General features: G+C 64.7%; 20 protein-coding genes, 1 tRNA gene and 2 pseudogenes (1 of these 23 only partly in view). 20 read left to right on the forward strand and 3 right to left on the reverse strand.

Annotated features, from left to right (window positions below; all coding sequences use genetic code 11):
- Positions 1-10 precede the first annotated feature (10 nt).
- On the reverse strand, positions 11-1,300 hold the full coding sequence (locus P0Y64_08045) for an amidohydrolase family protein (GenBank protein WEK45010.1): 1,290 nt from the start codon (positions 1,298-1,300) through the stop codon (positions 11-13).
- 66 nt (positions 1,301-1,366) lie between these two features.
- On the opposite strand from P0Y64_08045, the gene P0Y64_08050 reads away from it, so the two are divergent.
- The 6 genes and pseudogenes from P0Y64_08050 (at position 1,367) to P0Y64_08075 (ending at position 6,645) form a co-directional block, all read left to right on the forward strand.
- A complete protein-coding gene (locus tag P0Y64_08050) occupies positions 1,367-1,591 on the forward strand; it encodes a DUF1272 domain-containing protein (protein WEK44724.1) in 225 nt (74 codons plus the stop codon).
- A 7-nt stretch (positions 1,592-1,598) separates the two neighbouring features.
- Positions 1,599-2,780 carry a bifunctional hydroxymethylpyrimidine kinase/phosphomethylpyrimidine kinase gene (thiD, locus tag P0Y64_08055; protein ID WEK44725.1) on the forward strand — a complete coding sequence of 394 codons (1,182 nt, stop codon included), beginning with the start codon at positions 1,599-1,601 and terminating at the stop codon, positions 2,778-2,780.
- Positions 2,768-3,376, forward strand: a complete 609-nt coding sequence (locus tag P0Y64_08060; GenBank protein ID WEK44726.1) for a ribonuclease HII — start codon at positions 2,768-2,770, stop codon at positions 3,374-3,376. The genes thiD and P0Y64_08060 overlap by 13 nt, the downstream gene beginning before the upstream one ends.
- A gap of 334 nt (positions 3,377-3,710) precedes the next feature.
- Entirely contained in the window at positions 3,711-4,835 is a 1,125-nt protein-coding gene (locus tag P0Y64_08065; GenBank protein ID WEK44727.1) for a site-specific DNA-methyltransferase, read from the forward strand.
- A gap of 47 nt (positions 4,836-4,882) precedes the next feature.
- On the forward strand, positions 4,883-5,938 hold the full coding sequence (gene folP, locus P0Y64_08070; protein WEK44728.1) for a dihydropteroate synthase: 1,056 nt from the start codon (positions 4,883-4,885) through the stop codon (positions 5,936-5,938).
- 7 nt (positions 5,939-5,945) lie between these two features.
- A pseudogene (locus P0Y64_08075) lies at positions 5,946-6,645 on the forward strand (HAD family hydrolase).
- 127 nt (positions 6,646-6,772) lie between these two features.
- On the opposite strand, the gene P0Y64_08080 reads toward P0Y64_08075, so the two are convergent.
- Positions 6,773-8,194, reverse strand: coding sequence for a sigma-54 dependent transcriptional regulator (locus P0Y64_08080; protein WEK44729.1), 1,422 nt, complete (start codon positions 8,192-8,194; stop codon positions 6,773-6,775).
- Positions 8,195-8,352: 158 nt separating this feature from the next.
- Here P0Y64_08080 and P0Y64_08085 point away from each other — a divergent pair, with 158 nt between their 5' ends.
- The 14 genes and pseudogenes from P0Y64_08085 (at position 8,353) to P0Y64_08150 (ending at position 22,574) form a co-directional block, all read left to right on the forward strand.
- Positions 8,353-8,478: an aa3-type cytochrome c oxidase subunit IV gene (locus P0Y64_08085; GenBank protein WEK44730.1), complete on the forward strand. Its 126-nt coding sequence runs from the start codon at positions 8,353-8,355 to the stop codon at positions 8,476-8,478.
- Positions 8,479-8,483: 5 nt separating this feature from the next.
- Positions 8,484-9,605 carry an NAD(P) transhydrogenase subunit alpha gene (locus P0Y64_08090; protein WEK44731.1) on the forward strand — a complete coding sequence of 374 codons (1,122 nt, stop codon included), beginning with the start codon at positions 8,484-8,486 and terminating at the stop codon, positions 9,603-9,605.
- Positions 9,602-9,973 carry a hypothetical protein gene (locus P0Y64_08095; GenBank protein WEK44732.1) on the forward strand — a complete coding sequence of 124 codons (372 nt, stop codon included), beginning with the start codon at positions 9,602-9,604 and terminating at the stop codon, positions 9,971-9,973. The genes P0Y64_08090 and P0Y64_08095 overlap by 4 nt, the downstream gene beginning before the upstream one ends.
- 3 nt (positions 9,974-9,976) lie before the next feature.
- Positions 9,977-10,276, forward strand: a complete 300-nt coding sequence (locus P0Y64_08100; GenBank protein WEK44733.1) for an NAD(P) transhydrogenase subunit alpha — start codon at positions 9,977-9,979, stop codon at positions 10,274-10,276.
- 96 nt (positions 10,277-10,372) lie between these two features.
- Positions 10,373-11,839: an NAD(P)(+) transhydrogenase (Re/Si-specific) subunit beta gene (locus P0Y64_08105; protein WEK44734.1), complete on the forward strand. Its 1,467-nt coding sequence runs from the start codon at positions 10,373-10,375 to the stop codon at positions 11,837-11,839.
- A 63-nt stretch (positions 11,840-11,902) separates the two neighbouring features.
- Complete coding sequence (locus P0Y64_08110; GenBank protein WEK44735.1) at positions 11,903-12,919, forward strand: hypothetical protein; 1,017 nt, start codon at positions 11,903-11,905, stop codon at positions 12,917-12,919.
- A gap of 44 nt (positions 12,920-12,963) precedes the next feature.
- Positions 12,964-13,039: transfer RNA gene (locus tag P0Y64_08115), tRNA-Val, on the forward strand.
- A gap of 181 nt (positions 13,040-13,220) precedes the next feature.
- Positions 13,221-14,443, forward strand: a pseudogene (locus P0Y64_08120) (integrase arm-type DNA-binding domain-containing protein).
- A gap of 184 nt (positions 14,444-14,627) precedes the next feature.
- Positions 14,628-15,410, forward strand: a complete 783-nt coding sequence (locus tag P0Y64_08125; protein WEK44736.1) for a hypothetical protein — start codon at positions 14,628-14,630, stop codon at positions 15,408-15,410.
- Positions 15,411-15,542: 132 nt separating this feature from the next.
- Positions 15,543-15,710 carry a helix-turn-helix domain-containing protein gene (locus P0Y64_08130; GenBank protein WEK44737.1) on the forward strand — a complete coding sequence of 56 codons (168 nt, stop codon included), beginning with the start codon at positions 15,543-15,545 and terminating at the stop codon, positions 15,708-15,710.
- Positions 15,711-15,892: 182 nt separating this feature from the next.
- The gene (locus P0Y64_08135; protein WEK44738.1) at positions 15,893-17,476 is read left to right on the forward strand and encodes a YfjI family protein; all 1,584 of its coding nucleotides are present in this window, start codon (positions 15,893-15,895) and stop codon (positions 17,474-17,476) included.
- 554 nt (positions 17,477-18,030) lie between these two features.
- On the forward strand, positions 18,031-18,333 hold the full coding sequence (locus P0Y64_08140) for a hypothetical protein (protein WEK44739.1): 303 nt from the start codon (positions 18,031-18,033) through the stop codon (positions 18,331-18,333).
- 211 nt (positions 18,334-18,544) lie between these two features.
- Positions 18,545-19,960, forward strand: coding sequence for a site-specific DNA-methyltransferase (locus tag P0Y64_08145; GenBank protein ID WEK44740.1), 1,416 nt, complete (start codon positions 18,545-18,547; stop codon positions 19,958-19,960).
- A gap of 1 nt (position 19,961) precedes the next feature.
- Complete coding sequence (locus P0Y64_08150) at positions 19,962-22,574, forward strand: DEAD/DEAH box helicase family protein (protein ID WEK44741.1); 2,613 nt, start codon at positions 19,962-19,964, stop codon at positions 22,572-22,574.
- A gap of 196 nt (positions 22,575-22,770) precedes the next feature.
- Here P0Y64_08150 and P0Y64_08155 read toward each other — a convergent pair whose 3' ends face one another.
- Positions 22,771-23,092 carry the 3' end of a lipopolysaccharide biosynthesis protein gene (locus tag P0Y64_08155; protein WEK44742.1) on the reverse strand. It continues 1,145 nt past the right edge of the window, so only the last 322 of its 1,467 coding nucleotides appear in the window; its start codon lies beyond the right edge, outside the window; its stop codon occupies positions 22,771-22,773.

The following is a 23,092-nucleotide window of genomic DNA, read 5'->3' on the forward strand; positions in this document are numbered from 1 at the left end:
GCCTGCCACATTACCTAATCGTGGCGCCTCCCTTCATAACGTGCGCCACTTTCTCCAGCGCGCGCACGTCGGCGAGCGGATCGCCCGCCACCGCCACCATGTCCGCATAATGACCCGGCGATAGCGCCCCCACGTCCGCGCTCTTGCCGAGCAGCGCCGCCGACACGATCGTCGCGGACTGGATCGCCTGCATCGGCGTCATGCCATAGCGCACCATATAGGCGAATTGCCGCGCATTCAGGCCATGGGGATAGACGCCCGCATCGGTGCCGAACGACAATTTCACCCCGAGCTTCACCGCCTTGGCGAAGCCCTGACGCTGGGCTTCGGTCGTCTCGCGATTCTTGCGCAGATATTCCGCCGGCCACCCGTTCTTCGTGCCCTCCGCGTCGATCCAGTCGCCGTCGAAGATATCCATATCGAGCCATACGCCGGCATCGCGCGCCAGCTTCAGGCCTTCGTCATCGATCAGGCTGGCGTGTTCTATCGAGCGCGCGCCGGCGCGGATCGCGGCTTTCACGCCCTCCGCGCCATGGGCGTGCGCGATGCAATAGCTGCCGCGCCGTTTCGCCGCGTCGCAGGCGGCCTTCATTTCTTCCGGCGTCAGTTCGAGCGCGCCCGGGGTCGAGCCGACCGCAAGCACCGCGCCGGTCGCGATCATCTTGATAAAATCGGCACCGCGCCCGAGCAGCAGATCGGTCGCGTTGCGCGCATCATCGGCGGAGCGGACATAGCCGAGCCGCATGTCCGCCGGCACGTCCACGTCGGGCGATGCGCCCGTCACCGCGCCGCCGCCATTGGGGATGGTGATATAGGCGCCGGCCACGACCATGCGCGGGCCGATCACGTCCCCCGCGTCGATCGCATCGCGCAGCGCGACGTCGGACAGGCCGCGAAAGGTGCCGACATCGCGGATCGTGGTGAACCCGGCCTCCAGCGTTTCGCGCGCGCGGCGCGCGCCTTTCAGGATCGTCGCGGCGGCGGAATGGTGCAGCGCCTCCGCCGGGTCGCTGCTGTCGGCATAGCCGTCGGCAACATGGGTGTGGCAATCGATCAGCCCCGGGAGAACGGTCAGCGTCGACCAGTCGATTACCGTCGCCCCGGCCGGCGGCGGCGACCAGCGCCCGACCGCCACGACGCGTCCGTCCGTAATATCGATCCGCTGATCCTCCAGCACCTTGCCGTGCTCGGTGTCGATCAGCCTCCCGGCGTGGACATAGCTCGTCTCGGCCTGCGCCGCGCAGGCCAGCGCCCCGGCCGCGACCGTCGCCAGCCCGATTGTGACCCACCGCATCCCCATCTCCCCTTTTTCCTGACCGGCGTGGCGCCGCTTCCACCCACGTCTATCCGGCACTATGACGCCTTCATGCTAGAGATGCGCCCCGATTGCGAACGCTGCGGCGTCGATTTGCCGGCGGATGAGGGCGGCGCCTTCATCTGCTCGTTCGAATGCACCTTCTGCGCGGACTGCGCGGACCGGCTCGACGAACATTGCCCGAATTGCGGCGGCGAGCTGCTCGATCGCCCGGCGCGGGTTGATGAGGCGCTGAAGAAGTACCCGGCCTCGACCAAGCGCTATTTCAAGGGTTGAACGGACGATGACGCCGCGCGTTCTGATCGTCGCCGGTTCCGATTCGGGCGGCGGTGCCGGCATTCAGGCGGATATCCGCGCCGTGACGATGCTCGGTGGCCATCCGATGACCGCGCTCACCGCGCTCACCGCGCAAAATACGCTTGGGGTGGCGGCGGTCCATGCGGTGCCACCGGCGTTCGTTGTGCAACAGATGGCGTGCGTTGCCGGGGATATCGGCGTGGACGCCGTGAAGATCGGAATGATCGGCGGCAGCGAGACGGTAAACGCGGTCGCCGATGAATTGGCGTCGGGGCGCTATGGCGTGCCGATTGTGTTCGATCCCGTGATGGTGGCGACGAGTGGCTCGGTGCTCGCCGACGAGCGGACGATCGCGGGGATGGCGCGGCTTTCGCGGCTCGCAACGGTGATTACGCCCAACCTGCCGGAACTGGCGGCGCTGACCGGAGGCGATGTCTCGTCACCCGATAAAGCGGCGGCGGCGGCGCTCGATTATGCGCGGGAGACCGGCGCGTCCGTGCTGGTGAAAGGCGGCCATGCCGAGGGTGACACGATCGTCGATCGGCTGGTCGGTCGCGACGGCGAGATCGCGTGCTGGTCCGCGCCGCGCATCGATACCCGGCATAGCCATGGCACCGGATGCACGCTCGCCAGCGCGATCGCGGAGGGGCTGGGGCGGCGCATGACGCTCCCCGCCGCGATCGCGCGCGCGCGGCTGTTCGTCCGTATCGCGCTGCTGGAAGCGCCGGGGTTTGGCGCGGGGCACGGGCCGATGGGGCACCAGCGGGTGCGGCTCGATACCGATCTTGGGGGCGCAACGCTTAACCAGATCACGCTGCCGGCCACCGATCATGCCGCTAGCTTCGCCTTCTATCGGGCGCTCGGGCTGACGCCGATCGTCGATAGCGATGGCCGTTATGCCAGGTTCGAGAGTGCGGGGGGGACGACCTTGTCAATCGAAGCGGCGGACGAGATTGATCGCCGCCCTATCGTTTTCCTTGAGATCGCGGATCTTGATGCGGCCATTGCGGCAGCCCGTGTGCACGGCATCGCGGTGGACGAGCCGATCGACCAGTCATGGGGCTGGCGCGAGGCGAGGCTTTCCGATCCCGCCGGCAATGCGCTGTGCCTCTATGCCGCCGGCGAGAACCGCCGTTTTCCGCCGTGGCGCCTGACATGCCCGGATTGAAGCATGAGCGCCTGTGCCTGCCCCCGGTCGCGGGGGTGGACGAGGCGGGGCGCGGGCCGCTCGCCGGGCCGGTGGTCGCGGCGGCCGTCATCCTCCCGGCGAAGGGTGTGCCGCGCGGGATCGATGATTCGAAGAAACTTTCCGCCACCGCTCGCGCGGCGCTGTTCGCGCGGATCAGCGATTGCGCGATCGTCGGCGTGGGCGTGGTCGAAGCGGCGGAGATCGATACGCTCAACATCTTGTGGGCGACGATGAAGGCGATGACGCTCGCGGTGGACGAAGTGGCCGCGCAGCTCGGCCATGCGCCCGGCCACGTGCTGGTCGACGGCAATCGCCTGCCGCGCTGGGATTATGCCGCCACCGCATTGGTCGGCGGGGATGCGCTGTCGCTGTCGATCGGTGCGGCCTCGATCATCGCCAAGCACACCCGTGACGCGATCATGATCCGGCATCACGAAACCTGGCCGCACTATGGTTGGGCCTCGAACAAGGGCTATGGCAGTGCGGCGCATCTGAGCGCTTTGCGCGAACACGGCCCGACGCCACTCCACCGGCGCAGCTTCGCCCCCGTCGCGCAGGCGGCGCTGGCGTTTTAGTTTTGCGCGGCCCCTCGCCGCGCCGGAAAACGTGAATCACTCACTGGCGGCATTGATTCGGGATGGCCGCCGAATCACGCAACGGTCGTCGGATCCTCATCCGCGGAGTCATTCGGCGGCAATTCGATAATTTTTCGTCGTCCCGTGCCGCATTGAGTCTTTCGCGTCACACCGCGAGATGTTGAGTCAAGCGAGTCGGGCGAGACTCTACATCTGCCCGTGGTCTCGAAATGTTCCGAAGCGTTAACGAATCGGAAACGAATTGCGTTAACCATTGAACGCTTGACGGATTCCATCTCCTTCGCGCTTTTGGCGTTTCACTAAGGGGGTACGCATGGGGGTTATCGAGAAGGTTGCGGCGAAGCGTGAGCGCGCCGAGGAAGCGGTTCTGCCGCTCGACCAGATCCTCATGGGGGATTGCATCGCGACGATGAAGGCGCTGCCGGCAAAGTCGGTGGACATGATCTTTGCCGATCCGCCCTACAATCTTCAGCTCGGTGGCGAGCTGTTCCGGCCCGACGGCAGCCATGTCGATGCGGTGACCGACGAATGGGACAAGTTCGATACTTTCGCCGCCTATGACGCGTTCACCCGCGCGTGGCTGGCGGAGGCGCACCGCATCCTGAAGGACAACGGCACGATCTGGGTGATCGGCAGCTATCACAACATCTTCCGCGTCGGTACGGCGGTGCAGGATCTGGGCTATTGGATCCTCAACGACATCATTTGGCGCAAGGCCAATCCGATGCCGAATTTCCGCGGCACGCGCTTCACCAATGCGCATGAGACTTTGATCTGGGCATCAAAGGGCGAGAAGGCGAAATATACCTTCAACTATCGCAGCATGAAGACGCTCAACGATGAGCTTCAGATGCGGTCGGATTGGGAATTCCCGATCTGCGGCGGCGGTGAGCGGCTGAAGAAGGACGGGCAGAAGGTCCATCCGACGCAGAAGCCGGAGGCGTTGCTCTATCGCCTGCTGCTCGCCTGCACCAAGCCGGGCGATGTGGTGCTCGATCCGTTCTTCGGCACCGGCACCACCGGCGCGGTGGCGAAGCGCCTTGGGCGCCGCTGGATCGGGATCGAGCGCGAGCCGGGCTATTGCGCGGCGGCGATCGAGCGCATCACCGATGCGCTGCCGCTCGACGAATCCGCATTGGCGACGATGCAGTCGCCGCGCCAGCAGGCCAAGGTGGCGTTCGGGGTGCTCGTCGAGAATGCGATGCTCCCGGCGGGCAGCATCGTCACCGACGCCAAGCGTCGCTTCCGCGCGTCGGTGCGCGCCGACGGCAGCCTGGCGAGCGATTGCGGCGCGATCGGCTCGATCCACAAGCTCGGCGCGATTTTGCAGAATGCGCCGGCGTGCAATGGCTGGACCTTCTGGCATTATGAGGCGGAAGGGGTGCTCAAGCCGATTGACGCATTGCGCCAGACCTATCTGCTCGCGACACAGGTATAAGGCCAATATCGGGCGTCATGTCGGCGACCAGTTCGGGGTGACGTGAATTGAGCAGCCTCCAGATTCGCCCGATCCATTTCGTCGGCACGCCAGTGGGCCTGCCGGAGGGCAGCGTCGCGCGGCTCGCCGGGGGCATGATGTGGTTCGGCGCGTATGAGGTGCGCGACGGCGCGGCGCGCTATGTCGTGCCGGTCACCGATATCGCGGCGTTTGGCGAACGCGCAACATTGCTCCACGAACGCATCACCACGCCTCGTCCCGCGCTGGCGCTCGGCGAGCGGGTGTTGCGGTTCGATCAGCCGCTCGTCGCCGGCATCCTCAACGTTACGACTGACAGCTTCTCCGATGGCGGCGCGCATGTCGACGATGTGGCGGGCGCGACGGCGGCCGGCGTCGATATGCTCGCGGCCGGCGCGGCGCTGATCGATCTTGGTGGTGAATCGACCCGCCCCGGCGCGCCGCTGGTGTGGGAGGGCGACGAGGCGAAGCGCGTCACCCCCGTGGCGGAGCGGCTCGCGGCGGCCGGCGCGCTGGTTTCGGTCGACACGCGCAAGGCGGTCGTGATGGAGGCGGCGCTCGCCGCCGGCGCGCGGATCGTCAACGACGTGTCGGCCCTGTTGTGGGACGAACGCTCCGCCGCCGTGGTGGCGCGCGCGGGTTGCCCGGTGATCCTGATGCATTCGCCAGATCCCAAGACGGGGCCGCACGGCGGCAGCGGTTACGGCGATGTGGTGGGCGAGGTGTTCGATTGGCTGGAGGCGCGGGTCGATGCGGCGGTCGATGCCGGCGTCGATCGCGCGCGGATCATGGTCGATCCCGGGATCGGCTTCGGCAAATCGCTCGCGGACAATCTGGCGCTGATCAACAATCTTGCGCTGTTCCACGGGCTCGGCTGCCCGATCATGTTGGGGGTGAGCCGCAAGCGGATGATCGGCGCGCTGTCGAACGAAGCGCCGGTGGGCGAGCGCCTCGGCGGCTCGATCGCGCTGGCGGTGAAGGGGGCGGACGCCGGGGTGCAGATTCTGCGCGTTCACGATGTCGCCGAAACGGTGCAGGCGTTGCGCGTCTGGCGCGGCTTGCGTGATCGGGCGCTCGTCGGTTGATGGCGCCATGCCGGTCGATCTGATCTGCCTCGATGCCGATGACACCCTGTGGCACAACATGCGCTTCTTCGCCGCCGCCGAGGAGGCGCTGGTGGCGATGCTCGCCCCTTTTGCCGAAGCCGGAATCGCGCGTGAGACGATGGCCGCGGTCGAGCTGCGCAACCTCGCGCTCTATGGCTATGGCGCCAAGAGCTTTACGTTATCGATGATCGAGGCGGCGCTCGAGTTGGGCGGCGACGTGCTCCCGTTATCCGCGGTGCGTGAGATTCTCGCCGCCGGGCGCACGTTGCTCGGCCACCCGGTTGAACTGTTTGACGGGATCGAGGAGACGCTGGCCGAACTCGCCGATCGCGGCCGGCTGGTGCTGGTGACCAAGGGGGATCTGCTGCACCAGGAGATGAAGCTTGCCGCCTCCGGGCTGGGCAGCCGCTTCTCAGCGATCGAGATCGTCAGCGACAAGACGTCGGAGACCTTCCGTCGCCTGTTCGAGCGACATGGCGCGCGGCCGGAACGGTGCGTGATGGCGGGCGATTCGATGCGTTCGGATGTGCTGCCCGCGCTCGCTGCCGGCGCATGGGCGGCATTCATCCCACAACCCGGCGGATGGGTGCATGAGGCGGCCGCGCCACCCGAAGACCGCGCGCGCTTCGCATCCCTTGTGACAGCGCCTGGCGGACTTGCCGGGCTGGATCGACCAATTGGCTTAGGGGCGCGAGGCGCTGTCACAAGGGATGCGAATAGGAGCCTGATACCCGTAGCAACGGGTAGGGCGAGTCCGGCTCTTGGCGATTCCCGCCGGGAGAGTGCCGGATATAAAGCGCGCGATTTTCGCCGCTACGCCGCGTTGTCGATGCCCAGTTCCACCAGCTTGCGATAGAGCGTCGAGCGGCCGATGCCGAGCCGGCGGGCCACTTCGGTCATGCGTCCGCGATAATGGCCGATCGCGAGCCGGATAACATCCGCCTCGATTTCCTCCAGCGGGCGCAGATGGCCGTCGGCGCTGAACAAGGTCACGCCGCCGGATGTCGCCATCCGCTGCGTGCTCGGCACGGCATCGCGCCGCGCGGCCAGTGCGGCAATCTGGGGAAAGTCGCCGCGTGTCAGCGCGTCGCCGTCACACAATACGGCGGCGCGAAACAGTGCGTTCTGGAGCTGGCGGACGTTGCCCGGCCAGTCATATTCGATCAGCAACGCGAGTGCGTCGTCGGTAATGCCGAGCTGGCGCAGCCCCGGCTGGCGGGCGATGCGCGCGAGCAGATGCCTGGCAAGCGCGGGAATATCGCCGGTGCGATCGCGCAACGGCGGGATCGTCACCTGCACCACGTTGAGCCGGTAATAGAGATCCTCGCGGAAGCGTCCGGCCTCCACCTCCTCGCTCAGTTTCTTGTTGGTCGCCGCGATCACGCGGACGTCGACCTCGCGGGCGTGGCGCGCGCCGATCGGCTGCAACTCGCTCGATTGCAGCACGCGCAGCAGCTTCACCTGCGCCTCGAGCGGCATCTCGCCGATCTCATCGAGGAAGATCGTGCCGCCATCGGCGTCGACGAATTTGCCGACCTTGCGCTCGAACGCCCCGGTAAAGGCCCCGCGCTCATGCCCGAACAACTCACTTTCGATGAGATTTGCCGGGATCGCGCCGCAATCCACGGTAATCATCGGCTTGCGTCCGCGCGGAGACGCCGCATGGATCGCGTCCGCCACGACTTCCTTGCCGACCCCGCTTTCGCCGTCGATCAGCACCGCCACCCGCGCACGCGCCGCCTTGGCGGCGATCGCCAGCGCGGCCCGGAAATCGGGGGCTGATCCGACGATTTCGTCGAAGCCCAGCAGCGCCGGAATCTTTTCGGTGAGCGGGCGGAGTTCGCCCGCCTCGGTTCCCGCGACGGCCGCTTCAAGCGCGGCGAGCAGCCGTTCGGGCGCGAGCGGCTTGACCAGAAAGTCGGTAGCGCCGGCGCGCATCGCGGCGACAGCGTGTGAAACCGATCCGTCGGAGGCGGTTACCAGCACTGGCAGCGCAGGACGGCGTGCGCGCAATTCCCCGATCAGCGCGCTCGCGATATCATCCGCGCCCCGGTGATCGAGCACGACCGCGTCGAGTTGCATCCCGTCCTGAGTGCCGAGGGTCGCGATCGCCATCTCGGCGTCGTCCGCGAACACGGTGCGCCACCCGCCACGCGCAGCGAGTGCTGCCACCAGCCGGCGCTGGCCCGGTTCATCATCTATCAGCATCAGCAACCGCTGCCCGTTGCGCGTCATTCTTTTTGTTCCATTCCGATACGGCGGGGACAGAATCGGCAAATAGGCCAGATGGGTAAAAGCCGGCTTAAGCACCCGTGATGAACGGCCTCCGGGCTTGAGGCCTGATCGAAGCGTCGATAAGGAGCGGGACGAATCAGGGGGAGCGGGAGGACGCAATGGCCGAAAAGTCCGAAATGAAGGCGCATGTGGCGACCTATCAAAGCGTCATGGGCCTGCTGAAATGGGGCTCGGTCGGCGTGGCGTTGATCGCCGCATTGGTCATCTGGCTGATCCACCGCTGATCTGTATGAAGATCGCCGTCCTTAAGGAAACCGTGGATGGCGAAAGGCGTGTTGCCGCTTCGCCCGAAACAGTCCGCAAATTCATCGCGCTCGGCGCGAATCTCGCCGTCGAACATGGCGCGGGGAGCGCCGCCGATATCGCCGATCAGGGCTATGCCGATGCCGGCGCGACGCTTGGCGATCGCGCCAGCGTTATCGCCGGCGCGGATATTCTGCTTGGTGTGCAGGGGCCCGATCCGGCGACGCTGGCCGGCGCGAAGCCGGGCGTGTGGCTCGTTGCCGGGCTCAACCCGTTTGGGGAGCGGGCGCGCGTCGATGCCTATGCCGCGGCCGGGATCGAGGCGCTGGCGATGGAATTCATGCCGCGCATCACGCGCGCGCAGTCGATGGATATCCTGTCGTCTCAATCGAATCTCTCCGGATACAAATCGGTGCTGGACGCGGCGGCGGAATATGGCCGCGCCTTTCCGATGATGATGACGGCGGCGGGGACGATCACCGCGGCGAAATGTTTCGTCATGGGCGTCGGCGTCGCCGGACTTCAGGCGATCGCCACCGCACGCCGGCTCGGCGCACAGGTTTCCGCGACCGACGTGCGTTCGGCGACCAAGGAGCAGATCCTGTCGCTCGGCGCCAAGCCGATCTTCGTGGAGAATGTCGCTGGCATCGAGGGCGAGGGTTCGGGCGGTTATGCCACCGAAATGAGCGAGGAATATCAGAAGGCGCAGGCCGAGCTGGTATCGTCGCACATCGCCAAGCAGGATATCGTCATCACCACCGCGCTGATCCCCGGTCGCGCGGCGCCCCGCCTGATCAGCGATGCGCAGATCGCGACGATGAAGCCCGGCAGCGTGATCGTCGATCTCGCGGTTGAACAGGGCGGCAATGTCGAAGGTTCGGTCGCCGGTCAGGTGGTCGAGCGGCATGGCGTGAAGATCGTTGGACATCGCAACGTGCCGTCGCGGCTCGCGGCGGATGCGTCGGCGCTGTTCTCGCGCAACCTTTATAATTTCCTGTCCGCCTTCTGGGACAAGGAACAGGGCGGCCCGGTGCTCGACGAGGAAATCGGCGATGCGGTGCGGCTGACGAAGGATGGCAAGGTCGTCAACGCGAGGCTGCTCGGATGATCGCTGCGTGGCTGCTGCTGCTCGCGGTGGGTACGTCGCAGCCGGCGGAGCGCCGGCCGGTCGACGTCCGCGCGACCGGCGATGACGCGCTGACGCAGAAATTGTCCGATGCATTGATCGAGAGCCTGGCGACCGCGAAGCGGCTGCGACCGGCGGGTGGCGACGATCGGACGGGGCTGTCGCTGGTGATCCTCGGCAACGTCACGGCAAAGGGTGATCGCTTCGATTACATGGTCGATCTGGTGGAGCCGGGCAGCAATCTGTCGTCGCAGCGGCTGGGATCGATCAACGGTTCGTGCCGCGAGGCGCAGATCGCGCGATGCGCGGCGGATATCGTCGCGCGGGCAGAGCGCAAGGTGAGGGGCTGAACCGTGGACTTTATCGCGATCCTGTCGATCTTCGTGCTGGCGTGTTTCGTCGGCTATTATGTGGTGTGGTCGGTCACACCGGCGCTGCATACCCCGTTGATGGCGGTGACCAACGCGATTTCCTCGGTGATCATCGTCGGCGCACTGATCGCGTCAGCCGCCGCCGGGAGCGCAAGCTCGAAATGGCTCGGGCTGGTCGCGGTGGCGCTGGCGAGCGTCAACATCTTCGGCGGCTTCGCGGTCACCGCGCGGATGCTGGCGATGTACAAGAAAAAAGACCGGCCGGCAGCGGCCAAGCACTAAGCCGTTATCCCGGCAAATGCCGGGTTCGCGTACCGTGAGGGTAGGTGAGCGGAAAAGACCCCGGCATTCGTCGGGGCGACGTTTTGGGGGAATGGAATGGAACACGTCGCGGTAAATCCCTGGGCGGCATTGGCCTATCTGATTGCCGGCGTGTGCTTCATTCTCGCGTTGCGCGGCCTTTCCAGCCCAGTCTCCAGCCAGCGCGGCAACCGCTTCGGCATGATCGGCATGGGCATTGCGGTGGTGACGACGCTCATCACCCACGGCCTTGGCGCGTCGCTCGATATCCGTGCGCATAAGGCGATCGCCGGGCTGGATCTCGATCCGGTCGCCCTGCTGGAAATCCTCGCCGCGATTGGCGTGGGCGCCGCGATCGGCCTCACCACCGCGCGCAAGATCGCGATGACCGCGATGCCGCAGCTTGTCGCGGCGTTCCACAGCCTCGTCGGCATGGCCGCCGTGCTGGTTGCCTGTGCCGCCTATCTCAACCCGGCCGCGTTCGGCATCGTCGATGCCGCCGGAGAGATTCTGACGGTCAGCCGGATCGAAATGGGCCTCGGCGTCGCGATCGGCGCGATCACCTTCTCCGGCTCGGTCATCGCCTTTGCCAAGCTGAACGGCAATATGAGCGGTGCGCCGATCATGCTGCCGGCGCGCCATGTGCTCAATCTCGGTGTGCTGGTCGGCATCCTCATCCTGATCGCCTATTTCACGCAGGATCAGGCGCCATGGGTGTTCTGGACGGTGACCGCGCTCAGCTTCGCGATCGGTTTCCTGCTGATCATCCCGATCGGCGGGGCGGACATGCCGGTCGTGGTGTCGATGCTGAACAGCTATTCCGGCTGGGCGGCGGCGGCGATGGGCTTCACGCTCCACAACACCGCGATGATCATCACCGGCGCGCTGGTCGGTTCGTCGGGTGCGATCCTGAGCTACATCATGTGCCGTGCGATGAACCGCAGCTTCATCAGTGTGATCGCCGGCGGGTTCGGCGCGGAAGCTGCGATCAGTGGTGGCGCGGCCAAGGTCGACCGGCCGTGGAAGCGCGGTTCGGCGGAAGACGCGGCGTTCCTTATGTCGCAGGCGGAACAGGTCATCATCGTCCCCGGCTACGGGATGGCGGTGGCGCAGGCGCAGCACGCGCTGCGCGAGATGGGCGACAAGCTCAAGGAGCATGGCGTCCGTGTCAAATATGCGATCCACCCGGTCGCGGGGCGTATGCCGGGGCATATGAACGTGCTGCTCGCCGAAGCGAACGTGCCGTATGACGAGGTGTTCGAGCTGGAGGATATCAACTCCGAATTCGCGCAGACCGATGTCGCCTTCGTGATCGGCGCGAACGACGTGACCAATCCCGCGGCCAAGACCGACAAGACATCGCCGATCTACGGCATGCCCGTGCTCGATGTGGAGAAGGCGAAGACCGTGTTGTTCGTGAAGCGCTCGATGGGCGGTGTCGGCTATGCCGGCGTCGACAACGACGTCTTCTACATGGATAACACCATGATGTTGCTCGCCGATGCCAAGAAAATGGTCGAGGAAATCGTCAAGTCGCTCGACTGACGTTCGGGCGATACATCCATTTTGGAGGGAGCCGTGCTTTGTGCGCGGCACCCATGATCCGAAATGGAGATGAATACGCTGCGCCATTTCGGTTGTTTGCGTAATTTGCTGCCGATCACTGCTGATCGGAGAGCCGGGATGTTTCACGAGATGACGGAAGCCGCCGAAAGCCAGGCGCGGTTCGGTGCGCTGATCGTCGCGACGCCGCGATTTTCCCGCGAGTGTCCGTTGCGCGAGGCGGTAGAGGTGGCGGGCGGCCGCGTGCTCGCCAGCGTCGGGTGGGACGACGCGCTGGACCATCTTGAAGCGACCGCGACGGCGCCGCTGCTCCTGCTCGATGCACGCGATGTGGATGATGAGCGGCTCGCCGCGACGCTTTACCGGATCGACGGCATCGCCACGGGGCGCGATCTCGCCATCGTCGCCGGGCTGAGCCTCCACCAGCTCGATATCGCCGGCGCAGGGCTGATCGGTCGCCGGGTCGAGTTGTTGTGCGATCCCGAGCCGGGCGATTGGGCCGCCACGGTTTCGGTGTGGCGCGCGGTCAATGGCGCGACGGTGCACGATCATATCGCGGAGAGCGAGGCCGCGCGGCTTTCCCGCCTCAACGAAGAGGTTGCGCGCATCGCGGACGTGCTGGCCCGACTGAGCCGGCCGCAGGGGCCGATCACCCCGCGCGATTCGGTTGCCGATGTACGCCCCTCATTCGCCGCACGCGTCGAGGCGCCGATCGCGATCGATCCTACGGAGCTTCGTCAGGTCATCCGCGCGCGGCGTTTGCGCGACAAGCAGTTCGGCAAGGGGCTGTTCGAGGATCCGGCGTGGGACATGATGCTCGATCTGTTCGCCGCGCATCTGGAGCGCGCCGATGTATCGGTATCAAGCCTGTGCATCGCCGCCGCCGTGCCGCCGACCACCGCGCTGCGCTGGATCGGCCGGATGAGCGACGCGGGCCTGTTCGAGCGTCGCGCCGATCCGTTCGATCGCCGCCGCGCGTTCATGGGATTGAGCAAAACCGCGCTCGACGGAATGCACGCTTATGTCGGGATGGCGCGGGCAATGGCGCTTCCGCTCGTCTGAACGCTTGCGATAAGGCGCGGGCTCTGCCATCGGCGTCACCGCAAGGGCGGTTAGCTCAGTTGGTAGAGCATCTCGTTTACACCGAGAGGGTCGGCGGTTCGAGCCCGTCACCGCCCACCATTTTGTTGTCCGGCTACGTTCGTTCTCGGCTAGACAATCCCCGGAAATCTCGCATATTTTAGCACGGCTAGGCCGCTTGCGTTCGATCCCGTTCGCTGACGGCCGGTCTAATTTGGGGGTGTGTCTGGGGGTATTTCGAAACCCTCTGATAAAATACCCCCACGTTGCATGGGATACTCTCATGGCGCTGACCGAACTGACGATTCGCAACGCGAAGCCGAAGGACAGGGCATACAAGCTCGGCGATAGCGGGGGGCTCTTCCTGTTGGTGTCTCCGGCCGGCGGGAAGCTCTGGCGCGTCAAGTTCCGCGTCGCGGGCAAAGAAAAGCTGCTGTCGTTGGGTAGTTGGCCGGAAGTCGGTCTGGCAGCGGCACGAAAGGAGCGCGACAAGGCGCGCGAGGCGCTGGCCGGTGGGACTGACCCGGCGCGGGAAAAGCAACTTGCCAAACACCGGGCTAAAGTCAGCGCCGGCAACACCTTTGGCGAAATAGCGCAGGAGTTCATCGTCAAGCGCCGCCGCGAAGGCCTTTCCACGTCAACCGCCGACAAGAGCGAATATTATATTTCCCGCATGGGCACGGCGATTGCCCGCGTGCCTATTGCCGACATCACCGCACCGGAATTGTTGGCAGTACTGCGCAGGATCGAGAACACCGGCAATTACGAAACCGCGCGGCGCGTGTTGCAGCTTGCGGGGCGCGTGTTCCGTTACGCGGTGGCGACCGCCCGGCTGGCGTCCGACCCCACGCGCGATCTGCGTGGCGCGCTGACCGCGCCGCAACCGAAGCACTACGGGGCGATCGTGGACGCCAAGCGCGCCGGAGAACTGCTCCGCGCGATCGATGCCTACGAAGGCATGGGGATTACCAAGCTGGCCATGCAGCTTTCGCCCTACGTGTTCGTGCGCCCTGGCGAATTGCGCCACGCGGAATGGGGTGAGATTGATCTGGACGCGGCGCTGTGGACGATTCCGGCGGAAAGATGAAGATGCGCAAGGCGCACCTTGTGCCCCTGTCGCGGCAGTCGGTGGCCCTGTTTCGCGAATTGCTACCGATCACCGGCCCAGTAGGCTTCGTCTTTCCGTCAATCCGCACCCGCACTCGCCCGATGAGCGAAAACACCGTGAACGCGGGGCTGCGGCGGCTTGGATTTTCCGGCGATGAAATGACCGCGCATGGATTTCGCGCCATGGCGAGCACGTTGCTGAATGAAAGCGGCAAGTGGCATCCCGACGCGATCGAGAGGGCGCTTGCTCACGGCGACGATGACAAGGTGCGCGCGGCCTATCATCGCGGGGCGCATTGGAAAGAGCGCGTTGAGATGGCGCAATGGTGGAGCGATTATCTCGACGTGTTGCGCAAGGGGGCGGACGTGGTGCGGTTTTCGAAGCGAGTGGGAGCGTGAACACTCGGCTCCGCGAAGACCTTCGTTGTTTTCGCCATACCATTTGTCAGAGGGCGCGCCGTTGCGCAGTTGGCCGCCTTCGTCCAGACTGTTGGGCCGGGGATAGGCTGGCCAGCCGATAAGCACGACGCTCCAGCACGCTTCTCCGCATTTTTCCGTCGGAGACGATGAGGAGCGCGCGCGCATGGTCAAAGTTATAGCTGAAGGCAAAAACCCGCCAATCGCCAGCTATCCGGAAGCCCCCCAGTCGTCACAATTGATCGAGCAACTCAATGGGCAGCGCGTGTCAGTCGAAACTTGTCATGCATTGGCGTTCGGCGCGGTTAGTCCCGCCGGCGATGGTGAGGCGGCGGAACTTATCCGCTGGCTTTGGGACCATGCGGGTGCGCAGGCCATGGATGCCGGGCGTTGGAATGGCTGGCAAACGGTTGCATGGATCGCGACCAATAATCTGGCAGTGGTTGCCCGGTTGGCCGGCCCGATCGATTTCATTGATCGACATGGCGGACGATCGTTGCTCCATGCGCGCAATGTCGAGGCTTGCCTAGGTTGGGAAATTGCACACCGGCATTGTCGATGCGATGCGGGACAAGATAGCTATTGCAGTTGTATTGATGATGGGCTTGGCAAGCTCAATGCCAAGCTGCGCGTTGGCGAGTTGATCGAACTGGGCCAGCAGTCATTAGGTCCGATCAACAGCGAGAATGCGCAGACCCTGCTATTCTCGAGCTACAAGGTCAAAAAGCTGTTCCCGGCACCCAAACCGCGGGGGCGGCCGGCCGGGAATGGCATAGACGATGCTGCGGCGATCGAGGAAATGCACGGCCTAATCAAACGCGGCGAAGCGACGAGCGTCTACGCTGCGGCAATAATGGTGGCACCAAACGCGGCTGGATCGAAGGCAGGTGATTCAACAGCCCGGCGACTTGAGCGCAAATATGGTGCGACAAAAGGATTGGAGAAATAATACTCGCCGCGCAGGTCTCCATTTTTCTCCAAGGACAATCGCGATTTTCTGCGCTCAATAGTGAACCGCGCCATGCAAGTGCGGCCCTGATTTTCTCGTCGCGCTCAAGTTTCGGGGCGCAGGAGATAACCAGTGGAACCCCTAACCATCACCGTGAACGAAGCTTGTCGGACGCTCGGGCTTGGGCGCACCAAGATATATGAATTGATCCGCGTCGGCCGGCTCGAAATCCTGAAAATCGGCAAGCGCACGCTGGTCAAGACTGCGAGCGTTCGCGCCCTGGTTGATGGGGAGGCGTGAGCCATGCCCCATAAAAGCGAAACCCCGCGCGATGGCGGGGCGTCGCGGAATAGCTGTGGCGGCTGCTTCCGTGACTCTCTTAATCCTCGCGCCATTCAGGCGCAATTCCTGATCGCGGCGCACCGAGTTCCGCCGGAACTGGCCGCGATGATCGCCGTGCTCGTATTTGGTGGAGACCGTCAGTGAGTGGGCGGTTCTCCCTCGATCGTCCGACCATGCCCTATGTCGTTGACGATCTGGATCGCGATTGGCCGGAACCTTCGCCGCTGGGGGATGAGTTGCTCCCTGTCGCGCCGTGCTGTGTCGATATGCTCCCCACTGCGCTGGGGCCGTGGCTTGGCGACATTGCCGAGCGCATGAATGTTCCGCTCGACATGGTGGCGATCCCCGCGCTTGTCGCTGCCGGCGGCCTAATCGGCCGCCGCGTCGGCATCCGTCCGCAACAACATACCGACTGGCAGGAGGCCGGGAACCTCTGGGGGTGTGTAGTCGCGCCGCCCGGAGCAAAGAAAAGCCCGGCCGCATCCGAAGCCTTGGGGCCGTTGAGGGCGCTGGAAAGCGGAGCGGCACAAGCGAACGCGGCAGCGATGGCGGAGCATGAGTTGGCCAAGCGTGTGCACAAGCTGGCCAGCGAGGTAGCGGAGAGCGCGGCCCGCAAGGCTATCAAGGCGGGCGGTGACGCCATGGCCGCGATGCGGACGGCTCCCGCTCCCGATGCCCCGACCGAGCGGCGTTTTCTCACGAGCGACGCCACGGCGGAAAAGCTGGGCGAGATATGCGCCGCAAATCCGCTGGGCGTGATGGTGCATCGTGATGAGTTGCTAAGTCTGTTCGCCGATCTGGATCGCGAGGAACGGGCCAGCGCGCGCGGCTTTTTCCTGAGCGGCTGGAACGGAAGCGAAAGCTACACCTTCGATCGCATCGCGCGGGGGACGATCCGCATCCCGGCGGTGAATATCTCGTTGTTCGGCACCACGCAGCCTGACCGGCTTGCTCGTTACATGGCGGACAGCCTGCAACGCTTCAACGATGGCATGGTGCAGCGCCTGCAATTGCTTGCGTGGCCTGATTTCGCCGGCGCCTATGTCGAATGCGACCGTGCGGCATTGAGCGCGGCGAGGCAGGTGGCATGGCGTTTCCACCGCGATATTGCCGACCTCGATACGCAGGAGTTGCGCGCGGAGTGGGATGATACGGCAGGGCCGGGGCATTTCCCGTTCCTTCGTTTCGCACCAGACGCGCAGACGCTGTTTTCGCGATGGATAGAAGGGCTGGAACAGAAGCTGCGCGGCGGCGATCTGGAGCCGGCGCTGATGGCGCACCTTGCCAAATATCGCGGGCTTGTGCCCCGGCTCGCCCTGCTGTGTCATATCGCCAGTGACGCGGCGGGGCCGGTCAGTCGTGACGCGCTGGACATGGCGGTGCGCTGGGGCGACTATCTCGAAAGCCATGCCCGGCGCGCCTACGGGGCCTTGTCGCTCGATAATGCCAGTGCCGCACGTGCGATATGGCGGCGGGTGACGCGGGGCCACCTGCCCCGGCCGTTCACCGCGCGGGACATACAGCGCAAGGGCTGGAGCGGGCTAGCCCAAAAGGAGCGGGTGGAAGCCGGGCTAAAGGCGCTTTGCGACGCGGACTGGCTGACGAGCGACACGCCGGATGCGGGACCGGGGGGCGGCAGGCCGTCCAAGCTCTACCGTCCGAACTCCAGGGCGCTGACCCGTTCCTATGCCGGACAGCGCGGTGGCGGGGACGAAAATGCTTAGGCGAGGAGCCGACAAAACTGACGAAACCGCTCCCGGACAGGTTTTGTCGGTTTTGTCAGTGACCGCCGGGGATACTCACGCAGAAATCTGCTGGCTTATCGACCTCGCATCCCCCCGTTCCCCCCCTTCGGGTCCTCCTGACGGTTAGACGGCGTATGCGGTGCGGCAGCGCGCCGCGTGAAAGTTTTACCTGAGTCTTTATGCCTTGCGATTTTGGTTTGGGTCGTTTTTCCATGACGTGACGAGGGTGCCTCGATCGAGCGGGAAGGATCATGATCGAGGCGGGACTTCTGGCGTCGGCGGTTGCCGGGAGTAGTGGGCGGTAGCCTCTTTGCCGTCCGGCCGCGCCCGCTTCTGGGCCTGCCCCGATCGGCGGGGAATGCCTGAATGTCGAGTTTGACATGGTTGACGCCCGACAATGATCTGAAGCGCGCGCCGTGCCTTATCGACTGCATTATTATGTGGGAGGAAATACGCTGTTTCGGCTTTCGATTAACGGGGCGGCTGCGCCGGTGCGGGGTCGTTTATGGTGCTCGTCGAGATAGGGAGGGGGCATGGACAATTTCGTGCGCGTCGATTGCGATTTCATGGCCGATGGCCTCTGGACGAGGGGCGGGAGCGCTCTTGAGCCTGAAGCGCTGGGATTGTCGCCTGCGCTGTGCCTCGCGCTTCGCGCATGGCAGGCGCATTATGAGGAACTGGGCTGGCAGGTCGAGCACGAGGAACCGCGCTTCCTGTTCGACCTGCACGATAGGATCGGGCGCCAGATTGCCGATCTGGTACGCGGCGAAAGGCCGGATCTGCATATCGTTTATGGTGGTGACGAACCCTATCCGGGCATGGTGGGGATGCCATAGGCCCTGGCTTCGCGTCGGCGTTGCCGAGGCGCACGCCCCTTGGCGTCCGGCCACGCGCGCTGCTAGGTCGTGGCGATCAGCGGGGAGTGCCTGAATGCCGAGTTTGACGTGGTTGACGCGCGACGATGATCTGAAGCGCGCGGGCGTCGTGCCTTATCGGCTGCTGGAGGCGGACCCGGCGCTGTCGCATGGTGATCCGGCGGCTGGAAACATGCTGATTCAGGGCGACAATCTGGACGCGCTGAAGGCGCTGCTGCCCTATTACAAGGGGCGGGTGAAATGCATCTATATCGATCCGCCCTACAACACCCGCAGCGCCTTCGAACATTATGACGACAATCTGGAGCACACCCAATGGCTGGCGATGATCTATCCCCGGCTGGAATTGCTGCGTGATCTGCTGGCCGAGGATGGCAGCATCTGGGTATCGATTGACGACAATGAGGGACATTACCTCAAGGTTGTCATGGATGAAGTGTTTGGGCGACGGAATTTTGTCGTCGCAGCGGCTTGGCAGAAGAAAGTTTCTCCTGCGAATGATGCAATCTGGTTCAGCGGCGACCATGAAAACGTAATAGTTTATGCGAGAGATGGGTCAGAATGGCGGCCCAATCGTTTGCCAATGACGGCAACTCAGGCGGGGAACTATACAAATCCCGACAACGATGCACGCGGGCCTTGGAACTCGACTGCATACACGTGTGCAAAGACAGCGGATGAGCGTCCAAACCTATACTATGCCGTCATCAACCCCACGACCGGCGAGGAAATTTGGCCGCGACGGACACGCGTGTGGGCGTTTGGTAAAGATCGGCACGAAGAAAATGTCCGTAACAATCTCGTTTATTGGGGACGAGAAGGCCGAGGAACAGTGCCCCGCTTCAAGAAGCTCTTATCCTCCGCAGGACGCGTCGTGCCGAGAAGCGTATGGAGTTACGACGACGTCGGCCATACGCAAGAGGCGATGATCGAAGGGCTTGCCTTGTTCGCCGACGAGCGCTTTGGAACACCAAAGCCCGAACGCCTGATTGAACGCATTCTCCACATCGCCACCAACCCCGGCGACCTCGTGCTCGACTCCTTCCTTGGCTCCGGCACCACCGCCGCCGTCGCGCACAAGATGGGCCGCCGCTGGATCGGCGTGGAAATGGGCGACCATGCCGTCACCCATTGCGCGCCGCGCATGGTCAAGGTGATCGACGGCGAACAGGGCGGTATTTCCCGCGCGGTGAACTGGCAGGGCGGCGGCGGCTTTGCCTTTTACCGGCTGGGCGAAGAAGTGTTCGACGACGAGGGCCGTCTGCGCCCCGGCATCAAGTTCCCCGCGCTGGCGGCGCATGTGTGGTTTTCCGAAGCCGGCCTGCCCTACCGGGGCGCGGCGGACAGTCCTTTCCTGGGCAATCACGGCGGGCGCGGCTTTGCGCTGCTCTATAACGGCATATTGGGCGACAAGAGCGTGTCGGGCGGCAATGTGCTGACCGGCGCCTTGCTGGCGTCGATCCGTCAGTTGGCCGGGCATGATGGGCCGCTGACCATCTATGGCGAGGCGAGCCGCATCGGCGCAGCGCGGCTGGCAGCGGAAGGCGTTACCTTCAAGCAAACCCCCTATGACGTGAAGGCGCGCTGACATGGAACTGAAGCGATATCAGCGCCGCGCGCTGGAGGCCCTGCGCCAATTTCTGAGCACGGCGCGGGTGAAATCGCCTGCGCAGGCCTATGCCGAAACCATCGCCAGGGCCGATCTGGGCAGTTATGCGCGGGGCGGCTATACCCCGGTGGAGGGGCTGGAGGGCACGCCGTACTGCTGTCTGCGCCTCCCCACCGGCGGCGGCAAGACGCTGCTGGCGGCGCACGCGATCAAGGTGGCGGCGGACTCCTATATGGATCGGCCCGTGGTGCCGGTGATCTGGCTGGTGCCGTCGAACGCCATTCAGGTGCAGACGCTGGACGCGCTCAAGCAGCCGCGCCACCCCTATCGCATCGCGCTGGAGGAAGCCTTTGGCGGAGCGGTGGCCGTGTTCGACATTGCCGAGCGGCGGCAAATCCGGCCCCGCGATTTTCTGGAAAAGACCGTGGTGATCGTCGCCACCTATCAGGCGTTCCGGGTGGAGGATAAGTCTGACCGCAACGTCTATGCCGACGACGAAAATCTGGAGGATCATTTCCGCGACGCCCGCGCCGGCGAGGGGCTGGACGTGGTGGACAAGGGGCCACGCCGGGGCGAAATCGCGCTGTCCTTCGCCAATGTGTTGCACCGCCAGCGGCCGTTGATGATCCTCGACGAGGCGCACAATTTCATGACCGGGCTGTCGGGCGGCACGAAAGCGCGGCTCAATCCGTCGGCGATCATCGAATTGACCGCGACGCCCAAGCCGCGCTCCAATGTCATCGCCGCCGCCACCGCCATGGAATTGAAGGCGGAGGACATGATCAAGATGCCGGTGCATCTGTCGCAGCATGGCAGCTGGCAACAGGCGATCGCCCATGCCGTGCAGAACCGCGCCTGGCTCGCGGGCATCGCCGCGAAAGACCCGGCGGGAATCCGCCCGATCACGCTGTATCAGGCGATGCCCGCCGCCGAAGGCAACGAGGCCACGGTTGATGCGGTGAAAGCGCATCTGATCGAGGTGGAGCGCATTCCCGAAGAGGCGATCGTGATCGCCACCGGCGATCAGCGCGGGCTGGATGGCGTCAACCTGTTCGATGCCGCCTGCAAGGTGGAGCATGTCATCACCGTGCAGGCGCTGAAAGAGGGGTGGGATTGCTCCTATGCCTATGTGTTCTGCTCGCTCGCCAGCATCCGCGCGGCGGGCGCGGTGGAACAGTTGCTGGGCCGCGTGCTGCGAATGCCCTTTGCCACCCGGCGCGCTTCCGAAGAGTTGAACCGGGCCTATGCCCATGTTTCCGAAGCGAGCTTCGCGGCGGCGGCCAACGGCTTGATGGACCGGCTAACCGAAATGGGCTTCGACGAGCGCAGCGCGCGCGAGGCCATTCTGGAAATGCCCGAGCAATTCGCACTGGAGGGCGGGGATATCGGACCGCTCTACCGCGCGCCCGAGCCGGTGCGGCTGACGGTGCAGGAACGTCCCGATACGAGCGGCTGGAGTGTCGCGGCGCGGCAGGCGCTGCGCATGGCCGATGACGGGCAAGGCGCGGTGCTGGCGGTGATCGATTCCGGCGCCAGCGACGAGGTGAAGCGCGAGATCGGCAAGGCGATGGAAGCGCTCGCGCCCGGCGCGCGCGAGGCGGTGGAGCGCCATATCGTCCAGGCCGAAGCGGCGAAGTCACCGGCCGCGCGCGGTGTGCCCTTCGCCGTGCCGCAACTGCAAATCGTCGTGCAGGGCGAACTCGATCTGGCTTACCCTGAATCGTTCATCGATCTGGCGGGCTGGGATTTGCTGTCGCAAGGCGCGGACCTGCCGGGCTTCAATGTCACCGAACAGCCCGACAGCTATGAATTCGATATCGACGGCGACCGCCTCGTTTACAGCCATGTGGCGACGACGCTCGAACTGGCGCTGGACGGGGCGACGAACTGGAATGAGGCGGCGCTGGCCCGCTTTCTCGATCGGCAGACGCGGCAGGCGCATACGGGGCAGGAAACCTATCTCGAATATTGCCGGCGCGTTGTCGTCGCGCTGGTGCAGGACAGGGGCATTCCGCTGGCGGCGCTGGTGCGCGGCAAATATGCGCTCAAGCGCGCTGTCGTGGCGCGCGTGGCGCATCTGCGCGCGGAGACGGGCAAGCGCGGCGTTCAGCTATTCCTTGGCGGTATGGGCGTTCCTGAAGCCGCCGGCCCCATGCTGCACTATTTCGATCCGAACCGTTATGATGCCCGAAACCCCTATCAGGGCAGCTTCCGCTTCCAGAAGCATTATTATGCTGCGATCGGCGACCTGAAGGCACAGGGCGACGAATTCGAATGCGCCCAGGCGATCGACCGGCTGGGCGCGGTCAAGCATTGGGTGCGCAACGTCGATCGGACCTATGGCGCCTATCGGCTGCCGACGTCGACCGACTATTTCTACCCTGACTTTGTGGCCGAGCTGGAGGACGGGCGGCAATTGCTGATCGAGTACAAGGGCAGGCTGGATGAGGATTCAGCCGAGAAAGACAATATCGGCCGCAAGGCGGAAGAAACGAGCGGCGGCGGCCTGTTGTTCCTCATGGCCGTCAAGCGCGATGCCGCTGGCCGTGGCGTGACCGAACAAATCCTGCACAAGATCGGTGCGGGCAGATAGCCGCGATGGCTCAAGGCGCCGTGGTCGTTCTGGCGCCCCGCTGCGATCTGGCCGCTATTGTTCACCCCCAACCGGCGCATCTGGGGGTATGATTGGGGGTATTTTGAAATATCTCCCGCCCGTCAACCACTGAAATCAGCCATTTTCGACGGTCTTTTCGAGTGCGTCACCGCCATCGCGCCTGCCGGCGCGCGGATCAGTGCCGAATCAACGCAACCAATTCGATGATCGTGCCGCGCGCGAAGGTCAGCAACGCGCCGCCGTAGATCGCCGCGCCCACCGCGACGAGCACCGCCAGATGAAATCCGGGCGCAAGCGGGGGCAGTTTCGCATCGACCAGCAGCACCGCCGCCGCCATCGCCGTGGCCGCGGCGAGCGGCGGTGCGATTGCCGCAGCCATTCGCGGGAAGCTCGCGCCGATTATGGGGAGGGAGCGCCAGCAGGTGAAGGCGAGATAGATCGGATAAGCGCAAATCCATGCCCATCCGAGCCCGATTGCATCCCAGCGCACCGCGATC

The organism is Candidatus Sphingomonas colombiensis (assembly GCA_029202845.1).
Lineage (GTDB): Bacteria > Pseudomonadota > Alphaproteobacteria > Sphingomonadales > Sphingomonadaceae > Sphingomonas > Sphingomonas colombiensis.